A 14,926-nucleotide genomic window follows, 5' to 3' on the forward strand; every position below is an offset into this window, starting at 1 on the left:
GGTTTGTTCCTTCGAAGTGCTGTCACATCCGTGTGGCATCCCCGCACTCAAACGTGTCGGAGCGAGGCCAGATCCTTTGGCGGCAGCAGCCGGGCTACCATGCTTGCCATACATCGATAGCCTGCTGCTGGCATCAGTCAGAGAGGAGATGCCCTCTGCTGTCTGCATGGTATCACTGGCAACCGGGTGGATAGTCTGATCAATGCCACACAATTTACAGGCTCATTAAGCCCCTTGTGACGTGAAGAAGGCGTGAAATAGCATCCGTGATGTCGGCCCGCCCAGGTTCAGGCGGGCTCGATGGCCAGCACCACGCAATCCGGCTCGCTGATGCGAAAACGGACGTTGCAGTCAAACAACCGCACCCCGTACTCCTTCTCATCGGGCTTGCCCTTCTTGTAGGCGGGGCGCGGATCTTGCGCCAGCACTTCGCTCACCAGCTGGCGCAGCTCGGGGTGAGCCTTGAGCCAGGGTTGCAGCTGTTGCTCTGCCTCGGCACTGAAGCTCACCGCCAGCGGCGGGGTGGGCGCATCGGGGGCAAAACCACCACGGGCATCCGGCAGGCTGTCGGCATAGGGAATATAGGGTTTGATATCGACGATGGGGGTGCCATCGAGCAGATCCACCGCTCCCAGCTCCAGCCACAGCTTGCCACGCTCGCGACCGAGCCCGTGCAGCTCGACCACCGAGAGCCCGAGCGGATTGGGGCGGAAGGTGGAGCGAGTGGCAAAGACGCCGACCCGTTCGTTGCCGCCAAGGCGCGGCGGGCGCACCGTCGGGTGCCAGCCTTGCGCCATGGTCTGGTGAAAGACGAAGCTGAGCCACAGATGGGAGAACTGCTCGATGCCGCGCAGCACATCCGGCTGATCGTAAGGGGGGAGCAGCTCGAGGCGGGCGCGGGCCGATTTGACCAGTCCGGGCTGGCGGGGGATGGCGAACTTCTCCTTGTAGGGAGAGCGGATGATCCCGAGGGTGTCGATTTCGAACTTCATGGCGGATCCTGACTGAAAACCCCGGCAATTTAGCACAGGCGGCCCCAAAACGCAGGTTCGGCCTCACTACGCCCTTTTCTGCGGCGCTGCCGTGATCCCTGTCCCATCCCGGCCAGTCGGGGGCTGTGCCCGCGCGCCAAGTTGCGTAGGGTGGAGGCAACTGGCGTGTCAGGATGAATTATGCGCACTCGCGCCGAAGGGGGAGGGAGAGGGATGAAACTGCTGATTATCGGTGGCACCGGCTTTTTGGGGCGCCACCTCACCGCGCTGGCGCTGGATTGGGGCCATGAAGTGACTCTGTTCAACCGTGGCCTGCACCAGCATCCGGACTGGCGCGATCTGGTGCAGCTCATCGGCGACAGGGACAAGAGGCTGAGCGCCCTGCAAGGGGCCGGGTTGCAGTGGGATCTCGTCATCGATACCTGCTGCTATCGCCCCGAGCAGGCGGCAAGCCTCTCGGCCGCCTTGCTCGGGCGCTGCGCTCGGTTGATCTTTATCTCCACCATCAGCGTCTATCGCGATTTTTCGCTGCCCGGAATGGATGAGTCGGCGCCGCTGCATGCTATCCCCGAAGGGGAGATGCCCACTGACTATGGCCCGCTCAAGGTATTGTGCGAGCAGGAGTATCGCGCCCGCTGGGGCGCTCGGCTCTGCATCTTGCGCCCGGGTGTGCTGTGCGGCCCCCATGATCCCACCGGGCGCATGGCCTGGTGGGTGAGGCGGGTGCAGCAGGGTGGGCCCTGGTTGCTGCCGGGCAGTGGCGAGGATCGCTTGCAGTATCTGGATGTGCGCGACTGCGCCGAGTTTGTGCTGCGCGCGGCCGAACAGCAGTTGTCAGGCATTTTCAACCTGCTCAAACCCGGCATTACCCTGAGTGACTGGCTGGAGCGGCTGAGCGCCCGCTTGCCGCCAGCCAGCCCCATCCAGCCCGAGTGGCTGCCCTGGCCGACCCTGATGGCGGCCGGTATCGAGCCCTGGCAGAGCTATCCCACCCTCTTGCCCTGCGCGCAGGCGGAGTTTGCCGGTTACGGCTCTATAAGTGCCGAGGCGGCCATCGTTAAGGGATTGAACTTTCGGCCGCTGGAGGAGACCGCCGCCGACCTTGCCCACTGGCTGGCCATCGAGCCTGCCGCCGGGGTGGCGGAACATGCCATGACTCAGGCCGAGGAGACTTCGCTGCGGCAGCAGTTGCTGGAACCCAGTCTGCAATAGGAGAGGGGCATCGAGCCGCTGCTGCCGAGCGTGGCGCAGCAGGTGTGAATACAACGAGAGAGGGCATCCCGCGGGATGCCCTCTCTGTCTATCCATGCCTGATGGTTGCCGAATAGAGGCTGACGCGATTCCCCATCACATCGCTGTCGCTCACCGAGTTAGCGAATGGCGGCCCCCGCGGCTACCAGCAGCTCTTTCAAAATGGTGCGATGGCAGCGGGACTCCTGCTCGCAGTAACAGCCCACCGAGAGGTTGGTGGTATGAGAGAGGGCGGCCAGTAGCGCCAGATCGTGCCTGGCGGCAGGTTGCGCCATCTCGGCCTTGTACTGTTTGCCAAACGCCGCCCATTGGGCGGGTGTCTCGGCTGCCTGCCCCAGCTTCATGGTCTCGCAGCTGGGGGCCAGATTGGGGAACCAGACATCGTACCAATGCTGGCTGGCAAATTTGCTCTTGGGTACGCCGCGGGGTGGGCGGCGCACCGTGCCGATCCGCAGCCCCTCATCGGGCAGGCGCGGACTGCCAAGGCGAACGATAGCGAGGGCCATGACAGTGGGTTACTTCTCTTCGGCCACTTTCAGCGCCTGCCCGTAGCAGATCACCTGTTTCAGGCAGCCCGGGGTGTCGCTGAACTCGGCGCACTTGTCGATGGTGACGCCGTTGCCACCCATGTCGGCCGCGCGGCGGCGAGCCAGGGTGCGCGCTTCACCGGCGTTGGGCACCGGCTGGTTGGCATCGGCCTGGCAGGATTCACCCTCGATGGTGCCGAGGTAGAGGTAGTTGAGGTCAGCCAGCTCATCCTGTTCATAGATGCGCACGCTACCGGGTTTGAAGTATTCGTCGAAGTTCTCTTTATCCAGATTGCTGTTGAAGGCGTAGTTGGCACAGCCGGAGGCAATCAGGGGCATCATCAGGATCAGGCGTTTCATCGTCTCGTATCTTGTGTCGGTGATGAGGACAGTAGAAATGCGCAGGCGCTCCATGTCGGCATCTTGTTGAATAATGAGGGGGACATTATAGGGGCCAGCCGCCTGTGGCGACCAGCCCCGTTTTGCGCCCTGTTGTCAGGGTGTGAGCCCCATCAGGCTGATATCAGCCTGATATCAAACAGGAGCCAGTCGCTGATAGAGGCTGCGGTAGTAATCATCCGCCAGCAGCTCGTTGTGAGGGGCGCAGAGGCGGATCTGTCCCTCTTCCATCAGGGCAATCCGGTCCATCTGCTCCATCCCCAGCAGACGGTGGGAGATGAGCAGCAAGGTGCGATCTGCCCCAAGCCGGAACAGCAGATCCATGATCTCCCGCTCGGTCTGGCTGTCTAGCCCTTCGGTCGGCTCGTCCAGCAGCCAGAGCGGCGCATCGTGCAGCAGGGCGCGGGCGATGCCGATACGGCGACGCTCACCACCGGAGAGGGGGCGGCCGCCGTCACCGAGCCAGGCGTCGAGGCCCGCCTCATCTTCCAGCAGATTGGCCAGTCCGACCTGGGTCAGCACCGCAATCAGCTGCTCGTCAGAGGCGGTCGGGGCGGCCAGTTTGAGGTTGCCCCTCAGGGTATCGGCAAACAGGTGCACCCGCTGGCTCACCACCGAGATGGAGGCGCGCAGCGCCCCTTCGCTATAGTCGGTGAGCGGCTTGCCACCCAGCAGGATCTTGCCAGCCTGCGGGCTCCACTCCCGGGTCAGCAGCCCCATCAGGGTCGATTTGCCGCAGCCGGTCTGGCCCAGCAGCGCCAGCTTCTCACCGGCGTGCAGTTGCAGGGTGCAGCCACGCAGCACCGGCTGAGGGTTGCCGGGGTAGCCAAAATAGAGGTCATTGATCTGCAGCGCGCCAGCGGTAGCGTGGGTCTGCTCGTCGCCCCACACGGGGGTTTTTGCCTCTTGCAGGATCTCGTTCAGGCGGCGTGCCGAGGTGAGGCTGGTGGAGAGGTGCTGGAAAGCCCCCGCCAGTGGCATCAGTGCCTCGAAGCTTGCCAGGGTGGCAAAGACCATCAGTGCTGTAATGGGGTCGGGCGCAGCACCCGCTACCCCATGACCGGCCAGCCAGAGCATCAGGGTCAGGGTCCAGCCGCTCAGCAGTTGCACCGAGAAGTTGGCCAGCCCGCTCACCTTGGCCATCCGGGCCTGCGCGACGAGCAGCGCCTGTTCGGCCTGTTGCAGCTCAACCAGCGCCTTGGGGGCGGCGGCAAACATCTGCAGCTCGGCCTGACCATCCAGATAGTCCACCATCCGGGTACGCAGGGTTGATTTTTCCGCAATCAGCGCCTGACCGGGGCGACGGCCGAGGAAGTAGAACACCAGCGGCAGGGCAATCATGCCAAATAGCAGAATGGCACCCAGGGTGAGGGCGAGGCGGCTGTCGAAAAACGACAGGAAGAAGACCAGTCCGGCGGTGCTGAGCAGGGCCGCGCCTATGGGGGTGATCAGCCGCAGATAGACGTGATCCATCGCATCGATGTCGGCCACCAGTCGGTTGAGCAGATCCGCCTGACGGAAACCGGCCAGGGTACCGGTGGATAGCGGCGAGAGTTTCTGCCAGAACCAGACCCGCAGTCGGGTCAGTACCCTGAAGGTGGCGTCGTGGCTCACGACCCGCTCACCCCAGCGACCGGCGGTGCGGACGATGGAGAAGAAGCGCACCCCGCCTGCAGGGGTCATGTAGTTAAAGGCATGGGTCGTCGCAACTGTCATCCCTGCCACGGCGGCGGCGGAGAGGAACCAGCCGGAGAGTGAGAGCAGCCCCATGCCGGCGGCCAGGGTCACCAGCGCCAGCAGCAAACCAATGGTGAGGCTGAGCCAGTGTTGGCGATAGAGGCGCAGAAACGGCAACAGATCACTCATCGAGAGAACCTCCGGAACGTTGGGAGAGCAGGCGGGCAAAAGGCCCCTGCCCAGAACTAAGTTGCTGGAAGTTGCCTTGCTCCACCAACTGGCCGCGGGCCAGCACCATTATCTTGTCCATCTTGGTGAGCTGGTCGAGACGGTGGGTGATCATCAGCAAGGTCTGGCCAGCCATCACTTGCTCAATGGTGGTCATGATGGCGCGTTCGGAGTGGCGATCCAGACTGGCGGTCGGCTCATCGAGCACCATCAGCTGGGTTGATTTGAGCAGGGTACGGGCCAGGGCGAGGCGCTGGGCCTGACCGACCGAGAGGCCGCCCGCCTGATCGCCGACCGGATAGTCGAGCCCCTTCTCCATGGCAAATTCCCACGCCTGTGCCCGTTTCAGGGCATCTTCCAGCTCTGCATCGCTGGCCGTTGGCTTGGCCAGCAGCAGGTTGTCGCGCAAGGAGGCGTGGAACAGCTGCGGGTTTTGCGAGAGCCAGCCCAGTTGCAGGCGCCACTGGCTCATGTCGAGGGTGGCAAGCTCCTGCCCGTTGACCTTGAGCTCGCCGCGATAGGGGGCAAAGCCAAGCAGGGCGTTGACCAGCGAGCTTTTGCCTGCGCCGCTGACGCCGATGAGGGCGGTACGCGAACCGGCTTCCAGGGTGAAGTCGATGGGGCCGACCAGCACCTTGCCCTCGGCACTCAGCACTTCAAGCCCTTTTGCTTCTACCTTGACAGGGCTGTCGGCATGGAACGGCGCCGTGCCTGCGGCCGGTTCGCTCACCTCGGCTTCGAGAAATTCAAGCAGCTGCTCGGCAGCGCCGATAGCCTGCGCCTTGGCGTGGTAGTGGGCACCCAGTTCCCGCAGCGGGGCGTAGAACTCGGGGGCGAGAAACAGCACGAACAGACCGGTAAAGAGGGTGACCTTGACCCCATAGCTACCAAAGTTCAGATGGTCGATATAAGAGAAGCCGAAGTAGACGGCGACCAGCGCGACTGAAATGGCGGCGAAGAACTCCAGCACGGCGGTGCTCAAAAATGCCAGGCGCAGCACCTCCATGGTGCGCTCGCGAAAATCTTCCGAGGCGTCGCGAATGGCGTCACCTTCTGCCTGGGTACGCATAAAGAGTTGCAGCGTGCGCAGCCCCTTCAGCCGATCGAGGAAGTGGCCGGAGAGACGGGCCAGCGCCTGAAAGTTGCGGCGGTTGGCATCGGCGGCGCCCACACCTACCAGGATCATAAAGATGGGGATAAGAGGGGCTGTGCCGAGCAGGATCAGGCCCGCCGCCCAGTTGACCGGGAACACGGCCACCAGAATGACCACCGGAATAAAGACGGCGATGGCCATCTGCGGCAGATAACGGGAGAAGAAATCCTGCATGTTTTCAATCTGTTCCAGCAACAGGCTGGCCCAGCTACCGGCCGGACGGCGCTGGATATAGGCAGGGCCGAGACGACTCAAGCGAGTGAGCACCAGCTGGCGGATGGTCTGGCGCACCGCGCTGCCCGCCTTGAAACTGGCCACTTCGCGGCCGTAGGCCAGCGCCGCTTTGCCAAGCGTCACCAGCAGCAGGGTAATAAAGAGCGTGATGGATTGCTCAGGCGTTGAGCCTTCGATGATAAAGCCGTGCAACAGGGTCGCCAGCAGCCAGGCTTGCGCCACCATCAGAATGCCCTGGCCAAGGCCAAAAGCGATGGATATCGTGATCCAGCGGCGACCGTGACTCGATTGCTTGCGCAACCAGCCATAGAGACGTTTTTGCGTTTTTTTATCCATTACCACCATCCTCGCGTCGAGTGGCGCAAGACTATCCTTGCCGTTTGGCCTTGGCAACCTTGTAAATTATCTGTGTTGAAAATGTTTGATTGAAAAAGCAACCGTCTGTTCAATCCTTGTCCGAACAGATTGATTTATTGAAAAAAGTGGCAAAGGCGCCATTGCGCTCGGCGGCAAAATGCATATAGTAGGAGCCCTGACGCGGGTGTAGTTCAATGGTAGAACGGTAGCTTCCCAAGCTGCATACGTGGGTTCGATTCCCATCACCCGCTCCAAATTTCAGATGCCAGGCGGGCATCGTATAATGGCTATTACCTCAGCCTTCCAAGCTGATGATGCGGGTTCGATTCCCGCTGCCCGCTCCAGCTTCAAAACAAAAAGCCCACTCCTGCGAGTGGGCTTTTTGTTTTTCATCTATCCTGTGCACCGTTCAACGTCACGCTCACGGTTTCTCAGCTTTAAGGCAAACCGCAGAGACAGAAAAGGCGCCCGAGGCGCCTTTTCAGATCAACAGCGTCGCGGGAGCTTATTCCTGCTCCAGCTCACCACAGAAACGGTAGCCTTCGCCGTGGATGGTGGCGATGATCTCCGGAGTATCGTTGACGCTTTCGAAGTGCTTGCGAATGCGACGGATGGTCACATCGACGGTACGGTCGTGGGGCTTGAGCTCACGGCCGGTCATCTTCTTCAGCAGCTCGGCACGGGTCTGGATCTGGCCCGGGTTTTCGCAGAAGTGCAGCATGGCGCGGAACTCGGAGCGCGGCAGCTTGAACATGTCGCCAGTGGGGCTGACCAGGGCGCGGCTGTTGATATCCAGCGCCCAGCCGTTGAACAGGTAGCGCTCAACCAGTTTCTTCTCTTCGCCACCGGCTGCTACGTTCATGGTGCGGCTCAGCAGGTTGCGGGCACGGATGGTCAGTTCGCGCGGGTTGAACGGCTTGGTGATGTAATCATCGGCGCCGATCTCCAGACCCAGGATCTTGTCCACTTCGTTGTCACGACCGGTCAGGAACATCAGAGCGATGTTGTCGTTCTCACGCAGTTCACGAGCCAGCAGCAGGCCGTTCTTGCCCGGCAGGTTGATGTCCATGATCACCAGATTGATGGTGTGGGAAGTGAGGGCTTGATGCATTTCGTCGCCGTTGTTGGCTTCGAGCACGATGTAGCCTTCGGCTTCAAAAATGCTTTTCAGGGTATTGCGTGTGACCAGCTCGTCTTCGACGATCAGAATGTGTGGTGTTTGCATGAGTATTCCCAGATTCTTATCAGTTAATTATCTTAAATTTAACACTCTTTGGCGTTTCAAACCGATTTCCTGACTGATCCTGAAAATTTATTACGTCATCCTGGGTATGAGAGTCAGGTCGGAATATCGCGAATTAGGCATCAGTACCGGCAAGTATCCCTGTGCCACTTATAGGTTCCCGACAAGTCTGGTCGAGCAGAGCCTGGAAAGGTCGTCCATTACGAAAGTGGCCGCATTTTATCAGTTAACAGGAGCATAACAACACTCTTTGCCGTCAGATAGCAACTTTTTAACTCTGATTTGATATAGGTCAAACCCTGGTACAGCTGCATCATACTTGGCCTGAACCGGGTTTTCGCCCCTACAAAATGTAATGGAATGTAACATGTGATTGACATGAATTTGTGGGAAAACTACAAGAAAATCTGCTTTATCGCGCCATTTGAGCCACTAGACTGGTCTGCTTTTGCCATCATCACAGCCTGGAATCCGGCCAGCCAGTGGGTCACACAACGACGCAATATACGGCGGGAACGGGCACTGTGGCGCCATCTGACCGTGGATTTGCAGGTACCCGTGGTGGGGCCGTTTTGGGGATCTGACCCGGACGAACGCTGGCAGGAGTCATCGCTGGCGGTGGCGCTATCCCTGCCACAAGCTCGTCAGCTGGCAGCGAGTTTTGGCCAGAACGCCATCTACTGGGTGGAGGATGGCCAGCTCTGGCTGACACCAGTATTGATGGATAAATCAGCAGTTTGTCTGGGCAATATTGAATCCTTCTGGATTGCCAGAAACCTTGCCTGATGAAAGAATGAACACATTCATGTATCTGAAAGGAATCAAATCATGCTGGATCTCCTGCCCGACCTCTGCGATCAACATGGCGACTTGCTGCAAGTGGCCGACCCGGTGTTTCAGGATTTTGGCGGCAAGGCCCTCTTTTATGGTCGCGCCGTAACGCTCTCCTGTTATGAAGACAACAGTCTGGTGCGGGATCTGGTGACCCGCCCCGGTCACGGCAAGGTGATGGTGATCGACGGCGGCGGCTCGCTGCGCCGTGCGCTGCTTGGCGATCAACTGGCGGTCAAGGCGGTGGAGCAGGGGTGGGAGGGGATCCTGATCCACGGCGCGGCGCGGGATGTGGGCACCCTGGCGACATTGGCGCTCGGGGTCAAGGCGCTGGCGGCCTGTCCGGTCAAGACCGAGAAGCGGGGATTGGGAGAGCTGGGGGCTGTGGTCAGCTTTGCCGGGGTGACCATCCACGAAGGGGATTATGTCTATGCGGATCGCAACGGCGTGGTGGTGAGCGCCACGCCGCTGTTGTGATCATCAGAAATTGAAGCCGACGCCCAGGCTCAGCGCCTGATCGGCAGTGATGGCGCTGACGCCGTAGTTGGCGGTGAGGGAGAGTCTGGGGGTCAGCAGCAGGCTGGAGTTGAGCTCCAGCAGGGTGCTGGCCTTGTTGAGATCGAGATGCCTGATCTGGCTGCCGATATTGAATGCCGGAGAGAGCTGGTAGCGTACCCCCGAACTCATATTGAAACCGGATGTGCGATTCTGATCCGCCACCGCCGGGCCCGCTTCCATAAAGAGGGTCACATCATCCACCACCGGATATTGATAGCCGCTATTGACCAGCCAGAGATCAAAATTGTCGCTGTGATGGCTATGGCCATTGAGCAGCACACCCGAGTAACTTTTGACATAGAGAGACGGGTTGGATTGCGGCTGAACCACTGCCCAGTCGGCGGCCTGTGCGGCCATGCTGGCGCAGGTTGCAAGCAGTGTGATGATGAGTGATTTGACCATTCGTTTCCCCTCCCTGGGTCCGGAACTGAGCCTAAGCATGGCACATGCCAGCTGGTAGTAAAGTGAAGGGAGATCACAATAAAATCCTTTGGCATGGGCGCCAGCCATGATAAACAGGCTGCCGTATTGATGGCTCTAATCATTAAGAGGTGAATCCATGAACAAGAAACTGACTCTGCTGGCCGCGCTGGCACTGGGAGGCTGCGCAATGGCAACAGGTTCCAGCATGGCTCAACTGCAAGCATCCAGCTGGCAGCTGCAAGGCGCCACCGGCGATACCTTCACCCTGCAAGTGGTCGACGGCAAGGTGGCGGGCAAGGGCGGCTGCAACCGCTATTTTGGCGGTATCACCAAGCAGGGGGACGGTGTCTTGACGCTGGGCACCATGGGCTCCACTCGCATGATGTGCATCGGCGACGCCATGAACAAAGAGACCGAGTTCCTGCAAAAGCTGGAGAAGGTGGCAACCTACTCCATCAACGGCAACCAGCTGACTCTGAGCGATGCCAACAAGGCGGCCCTGCTCACCTTTAACGCAGTGCCTGCTGCCAAATAAGGCACGCGTTCGTCTGATTGCCCGACAGCGCTGACTGTGCTGGCGGGTCAAACGCTCTGATACGCCCTCCCTCTTGAGGGCGTCTGTTTATCTGCGATGAACCCTGCGTGGTCGTCCGCTACTGTTGTTCACTCGTGGACTCCCCTTTCTGCCTAGTTTGATGCCAGAACCTCGTATCTTTGCTTCGGTACGTATCTTGATCATTTCAATAATTCTTGTATAGTTGAAATGAAAGGTCGCACCAAGGGGAGTGAAGATGAACAAAGAGATGGCCACCAAGGTCTTTGAATCGCTGGCATCCGGCATCCGGCTCGATGTATGGCGGCTGCTGGTGAAGGCCGGGCTGGAGGGGCGGGTCGCCGGTGAACTGGCCAGCGAGCTCGATATTGCCCCCAATACCCTCTCGTTTCACCTCAAGGCGATGCTCAACACCGGTCTGCTGTCGGTGGAGCAGGAGGGGCGCTTTCTGCGCTACCGCGCCAATATTCCCCTGATGCTGGATGTGATCGCCTACCTTACCGAGGAGTGCTGCGCCGGTCATCCCGAGGCGTGCGGCGTGATGCGTGCCGAGTCAGCCTGCTCCCCCCATGTTCTGCCTGCGCAGCCCTGCTGCAACAAGGAGTAATGCCATGTCCTCCATTCAGATTTTTGATCCCGCCCTCTGCTGCTCCAGCGGTGTCTGCGGTACCGAGGTTGATCAGGCACTGGTCACCTTCGCAGCCGACCTCGCCTGGGCCAAGGAGCAGGGCGTTGCCATCGAGCGTTTCAATCTGGCCCAGCAGCCGATGCAATTTGCCGAGACGCTTGCCGTCAGCGCTTTTCTGACCCACGCCGGGGAGGAGGGGTTGCCGCTGGTGCTGGTGGAGGGACAGGTGGTGTTGACCGGCCGTTATCCGAGCCGCAGCGAGCTGGCTCGTTATGCCGGGCTGCCTGCGCCGCAAGCGGCCATCAAGGGGATCGTCAAGGGCGGCTGCTGCTCTGGCAGCGGTTGCTGCTGAGTCGTGACGCACCATTCGGGAGAGGCTATGTACCATTTTCTGACCAATCCACCGCCGTTTCTCTTTTTCACCGGCAAGGGCGGGGTGGGCAAGACCTCGCTGGCCTGCGCCAGTGCGGTGGCTCTCTGTGATATTGGCAAGCGGGTGCTGCTGGTCAGCACCGACCCCGCCTCCAACGTGGGGCAGGTGTTTGCCACCGAGATCGGTAATCGCGTCACCGCCATCGCTGCTGTGCCCGGTTTGTCGGCGCTGGAGATAGATCCCCCCGCGGCGGCCAAAGCTTATCGGGAGCGGATCGTCGGGCCGGTGCGTGGCAAGTTGCCCGAGAGCGTGGTACGCAGCATCGAGGAACAGCTCTCCGGAGCCTGCACCACCGAGATTGCCGCCTTTGACGAATTCACCGCCCTGCTGACCGACCAAACGCTGCTGGCCGAGTATGACTATATCGTCTTTGATACGGCCCCAACCGGTCACACCATCCGGTTGCTGCAACTGCCGGGAGCCTGGAGCGAATTTCTGGAGCAGGGCAAGGGGGATGCCTCCTGCCTTGGCCCGTTGGCGGGGCTGGAGAAGCAGCGCAGCCAGTATGCCGACGCGGTCGCCGCCCTGGCTGATGCCACTCGCACCCGCTTGGTGCTGGTGGCGCGGGCCCAGCAATCCACTCTGCGGGAAGTGGCTCGCACCCACGAGGAGCTGGCTGCTATCGGCTTGTTGAACCAGCAACTGGTGATCAATGGCCTCTTCCCCGAAGGCGCTATTGCCGGAGATCCGCTGGCAATGGCGCTCTGGCAGCGCGAGCAACGGGCTCTTGCCGATATGCCGCAGGGGATAAAGGGGCTGGCGCAGGATCATATCCCGCTGCTGGCCACCAATCTGGTGGGGCTCGACAGTTTGCGCCAGCTACTGCAACCACAGGATGCTGGTGCGCAGGTATCACTGGCAACGTCAGCTCATCTGCCAACCCAGCCCGAGCTGAGTTCACTGGTGGACGAGCTGGCCGCCGATGGTCATGGCCTTATCATGCTGATGGGTAAGGGCGGGGTAGGCAAGACAACCTTGGCGGCCGCCGTGGCGGTGGAGCTGGCGAGTCGCGGTTTGCCGGTGCACCTCACCACCTCTGATCCCGCCGCACACCTGAGCGAGACGCTGGCAGGTAGCCTGCATCATCTGGAGGTGAGCCGCATCGACCCCCACGCCGAGACCGAGCGTTACCGCGCCCAGGTGCTGGCCACCAAGGGGGCTGTGCTGGACGAGCAGGGGAGGGCACTGCTGGAGGAGGACTTGCGCTCCCCCTGTACCGAGGAGATCGCCGTGTTCCAGGCCTTCTCGCGCATCATTCGCGAGGCGGGCAAGCGCTTCGTGGTAATGGATACCGCCCCCACCGGCCACACCCTGCTGCTGCTCGACGCCACCGGCGCCTACCACAGGGAGATCGCTCGCCAGATGGGAAACAAGGGGCTGCACTTCACCACCCCCATGATGCAGTTGCAGGATCCCAAGCAGACCAAGGTGTTGATTGTGACGCTGCCCGAGCCGACGCCAGTGCAGGAGGCGGCCAATCTGCAGGCCGATCTGCGCCGGGCCGGTATCGAGCCCTGGGGCTGGCTCATCAACCACAGCTTGCAGCAAGCTGCGGTCAGCTCGCCGCTGCTGCAACTGCGGGCCGAGCGCCAGTTGCCCCATATCGAGGCGGTCGAGCAGCAACATGCCAGCCGCTACGCCGTGGTGCCGCTGCTCGCCGAGGAGCCGGTGGGGCCCGATGCCCTGCGCCGCCTCTGCCAGCACCATTGAGTCGCCGTCCCGGTCTGCTGCCGGGGCGGTTTGAATATGCCGTTACTTGTTATAAACCCGTGTTTTGAACCAATAGAAGATGCGGAATTGCGCCGCATCGGGAGCTGTGATGTCTGCAACATGTGATGCCAAGGCCGTGCCTGCCATCGGCTTTTTTGAACGTTATCTGACCGCCTGGGTCGCCCTCTGCATTCTGGTGGGGATTGGGCTTGGGCAGGGGTTGCCGGATCTCTTCAAGGCGATCGGTGCCATGGAGGTGGCCAAGGTCAACCTGCCGGTGGGGCTGCTGATCTGGGTGATGATCATCCCCATGCTGCTCAAGATCGATTTTGGCGCCCTGCATCAGGTGAAGGGCCACATGAAGGGCATTGGGGTCACCCTCTTTATCAACTGGCTGGTCAAGCCCTTCTCCATGGCCTTCCTCGGTTGGCTCTTTATCCGCGTGCTGTTTGCCGACTGGCTGCCGGCTGATCAGCTCGACAGTTACGTAGCGGGCCTGATCCTGCTGGCGGCGGCCCCCTGCACCGCTATGGTGTTTGTCTGGAGTCGCCTTACCAACGGCGATCCCTACTTCACTCTGTCGCAGGTGGCGGTGAACGACCTCATCATGGTCTTTGCCTTCGCGCCGCTGGTGGCGCTGCTGCTCGGGGTCTCCAGCATCATAGTGCCGTGGGATACCCTGCTCACCTCTGTGGTGCTCTATATCGTCATCCCGGTGATCATCGCCCAACTGCTGCGCAAGGCTTTGCTGAAAAAGGGTGAGGCCCATTTTGACGGCGTCATGACCCGCATCCAGCCCTGGTCGGTGGCGGCCCTGCTGCTCACTCTGGTGCTGCTGTTTGCCTTTCAGGGCAACGCCATCATTGAGCAGCCGCTGGTTATCGCCCTGTTGGCGGTGCCCATTCTGATCCAGGTGCTGTTCAACTCGGGATTGGCTTACTGGCTCAACCGCAAGGTGGGGGAGAAGCACTCGGTTGCCTGTCCTTCCGCCCTGATCGGTGCCTCCAACTTCTTCGAGTTGGCGGTGGCCGCCGCCATCAGCCTGTTCGGCTTTCACTCCGGCGCGGCGCTCGCCACTGTGGTCGGGGTACTGATCGAGGTGCCGGTCATGCTGCTGGTGGTGCGGGTGGTTAACGCCAGCAAACCCTGGTACGAAGCGGGGCTGAGCCGTTAACTGATGGCAGCTAACAGATGGCCGCGAACTGATGCTATCCATTTTCTATTCACTTGATTAATGAGAGACACGCAAATGAGTGCAATCACCATCTATCACAACCCGGAATGTGGTACCTCCCGCAACACCCTGGAGCTGATCCGCAACAGCGGCGTCGAGCCCACTGTCATCCACTATCTGGAGACGCCCCCCTCCCGTGACCAGCTGGTGGCGCTGATCGCCGCCATGGGCATGCCGGTGCGCGATCTGCTGCGCAAGAACGTGCCCCCCTACGAGGCGCTCGGGTTGGCGGAAGATCGTTTCAGCGATGATGAACTGATCGATGCCATGCTGGCCCACCCCATCCTCATCAACCGCCCCATCGTGGTCACGCCCCTCGGTACCAAGCTGTGCCGCCCGTCGGAAGTGGTGCTCGATATATTGCCCGATCAGCAAAAAGGGGCCTTCGCCAAGGAAGATGGCGAGCAGGTGGTGGACGCGAGCGGCAAGCGCCTCAAGTAATCATCTGAGTACTCAAGTACGGATTGAAACAGGGCCAGCGTCACGCTGGCCCTG

Annotated in this window: 16 protein-coding genes and 2 tRNA genes; 11 read left to right on the forward strand and 7 right to left on the reverse strand. The window is 60.9% G+C overall.

Annotated features, from left to right (window positions below):
- Nucleotides 1-287 precede the first annotated feature (287 nt).
- The gene (gene tsaA / locus I6L34_RS17075; protein ID WP_216955042.1) at nucleotides 288-992 is read right to left on the reverse strand and encodes a tRNA (N6-threonylcarbamoyladenosine(37)-N6)-methyltransferase TrmO; all 705 of its coding nucleotides are present in this window, start codon (nucleotides 990-992) and stop codon (nucleotides 288-290) included.
- 213 nt (nucleotides 993-1,205) lie between these two features.
- Here tsaA and I6L34_RS17080 point away from each other — a divergent pair, with 213 nt between their 5' ends.
- Nucleotides 1,206-2,204, forward strand: a complete 999-nt coding sequence (locus I6L34_RS17080) for an NAD-dependent epimerase/dehydratase family protein (protein WP_216955043.1) — start codon at nucleotides 1,206-1,208, stop codon at nucleotides 2,202-2,204.
- A 158-nt stretch (nucleotides 2,205-2,362) separates the two neighbouring features.
- On the opposite strand, the gene I6L34_RS17085 is transcribed toward I6L34_RS17080, so the two are convergent.
- The 4 genes from I6L34_RS17085 to cydD form a co-directional block, all read right to left on the reverse strand.
- A complete protein-coding gene (locus I6L34_RS17085; RefSeq protein ID WP_216955044.1) occupies nucleotides 2,363-2,749 on the reverse strand; it encodes a DUF488 domain-containing protein in 387 nt (128 codons plus the stop codon).
- A 9-nt stretch (nucleotides 2,750-2,758) separates the two neighbouring features.
- Nucleotides 2,759-3,130, reverse strand: a complete 372-nt coding sequence (gene rcsF / locus I6L34_RS17090) for an Rcs stress response system protein RcsF (RefSeq protein ID WP_013723982.1) — start codon at nucleotides 3,128-3,130, stop codon at nucleotides 2,759-2,761.
- Between the two features lie 174 nt (nucleotides 3,131-3,304).
- A complete protein-coding gene (cydC, locus tag I6L34_RS17095; RefSeq protein WP_216955045.1) occupies nucleotides 3,305-5,035 on the reverse strand; it encodes a cysteine/glutathione ABC transporter ATP-binding protein/permease CydC in 1,731 nt (576 codons plus the stop codon).
- Nucleotides 5,028-6,797, reverse strand: a complete 1,770-nt coding sequence (gene cydD, locus I6L34_RS17100; protein ID WP_216955046.1) for a cysteine/glutathione ABC transporter permease/ATP-binding protein CydD — start codon at nucleotides 6,795-6,797, stop codon at nucleotides 5,028-5,030. Before cydD ends, cydC begins: the two co-directional genes overlap by 8 nt.
- Nucleotides 6,798-6,998: 201 nt before the next feature.
- On the opposite strand from cydD, the gene I6L34_RS17105 reads away from it, so the two are divergent.
- Nucleotides 6,999-7,072: transfer RNA gene (locus I6L34_RS17105), tRNA-Gly, on the forward strand.
- A 15-nt stretch (nucleotides 7,073-7,087) separates the two neighbouring features.
- Nucleotides 7,088-7,162: transfer RNA gene (locus I6L34_RS17110), tRNA-Gly, on the forward strand.
- A gap of 161 nt (nucleotides 7,163-7,323) precedes the next feature.
- On the opposite strand, the gene arcA is transcribed toward I6L34_RS17110, so the two are convergent.
- A complete protein-coding gene (arcA, locus tag I6L34_RS17115) occupies nucleotides 7,324-8,043 on the reverse strand; it encodes a two-component system response regulator ArcA (protein ID WP_005338193.1) in 720 nt (239 codons plus the stop codon).
- A 396-nt stretch (nucleotides 8,044-8,439) separates the two neighbouring features.
- Here arcA and I6L34_RS17120 point away from each other — a divergent pair, with 396 nt between their 5' ends.
- Both I6L34_RS17120 and I6L34_RS17125 read left to right on the forward strand, forming a co-directional pair.
- Nucleotides 8,440-8,847, forward strand: a complete 408-nt coding sequence (locus I6L34_RS17120) for a DUF3293 domain-containing protein (RefSeq protein ID WP_118854787.1) — start codon at nucleotides 8,440-8,442, stop codon at nucleotides 8,845-8,847.
- A gap of 42 nt (nucleotides 8,848-8,889) precedes the next feature.
- On the forward strand, nucleotides 8,890-9,369 hold the full coding sequence (locus I6L34_RS17125; RefSeq protein WP_118854119.1) for a putative 4-hydroxy-4-methyl-2-oxoglutarate aldolase: 480 nt from the start codon (nucleotides 8,890-8,892) through the stop codon (nucleotides 9,367-9,369).
- Nucleotides 9,370-9,372: 3 nt separating this feature from the next.
- Here the strand turns inward: I6L34_RS17125 and I6L34_RS17130 are convergent, their stop codons facing one another.
- On the reverse strand, nucleotides 9,373-9,852 hold the full coding sequence (locus I6L34_RS17130) for a hypothetical protein (RefSeq protein ID WP_058057750.1): 480 nt from the start codon (nucleotides 9,850-9,852) through the stop codon (nucleotides 9,373-9,375).
- 157 nt (nucleotides 9,853-10,009) lie between these two features.
- Here I6L34_RS17130 and I6L34_RS17135 point away from each other — a divergent pair, with 157 nt between their 5' ends.
- The 6 genes from I6L34_RS17135 to arsC all read left to right on the forward strand — a co-directional run bounded on the left by I6L34_RS17135 (nucleotide 10,010) and on the right by arsC (nucleotide 14,872).
- Nucleotides 10,010-10,408: an META domain-containing protein gene (locus I6L34_RS17135; RefSeq protein ID WP_216955047.1), complete on the forward strand. Its 399-nt coding sequence runs from the start codon at nucleotides 10,010-10,012 to the stop codon at nucleotides 10,406-10,408.
- Between the two features lie 256 nt (nucleotides 10,409-10,664).
- A complete protein-coding gene (locus I6L34_RS17140) occupies nucleotides 10,665-11,033 on the forward strand; it encodes a helix-turn-helix transcriptional regulator (RefSeq protein ID WP_005338181.1) in 369 nt (122 codons plus the stop codon).
- Between the two features lie 4 nt (nucleotides 11,034-11,037).
- On the forward strand, nucleotides 11,038-11,406 hold the full coding sequence (gene arsD / locus I6L34_RS17145; RefSeq protein ID WP_167564785.1) for an arsenite efflux transporter metallochaperone ArsD: 369 nt from the start codon (nucleotides 11,038-11,040) through the stop codon (nucleotides 11,404-11,406).
- A gap of 27 nt (nucleotides 11,407-11,433) precedes the next feature.
- Complete coding sequence (gene arsA, locus I6L34_RS17150) at nucleotides 11,434-13,197, forward strand: arsenical pump-driving ATPase (RefSeq protein WP_216955048.1); 1,764 nt, start codon at nucleotides 11,434-11,436, stop codon at nucleotides 13,195-13,197.
- Nucleotides 13,198-13,306: 109 nt separating this feature from the next.
- Nucleotides 13,307-14,371 (forward strand): ACR3 family arsenite efflux transporter, encoded by a 1,065-nt coding sequence (gene arsB, locus I6L34_RS17155; protein ID WP_005338173.1) that lies wholly within the window; start codon nucleotides 13,307-13,309, stop codon nucleotides 14,369-14,371.
- 75 nt (nucleotides 14,372-14,446) lie between these two features.
- A complete protein-coding gene (gene arsC / locus I6L34_RS17160) occupies nucleotides 14,447-14,872 on the forward strand; it encodes a glutaredoxin-dependent arsenate reductase (RefSeq protein ID WP_042054966.1) in 426 nt (141 codons plus the stop codon).
- Nucleotides 14,873-14,926 lie beyond the last annotated feature (54 nt).

Source organism: Aeromonas sp. FDAARGOS 1404 (genome assembly GCF_019047085.1).
GTDB classification, from domain to species: Bacteria; Pseudomonadota; Gammaproteobacteria; order Enterobacterales; family Aeromonadaceae; genus Aeromonas; species Aeromonas veronii.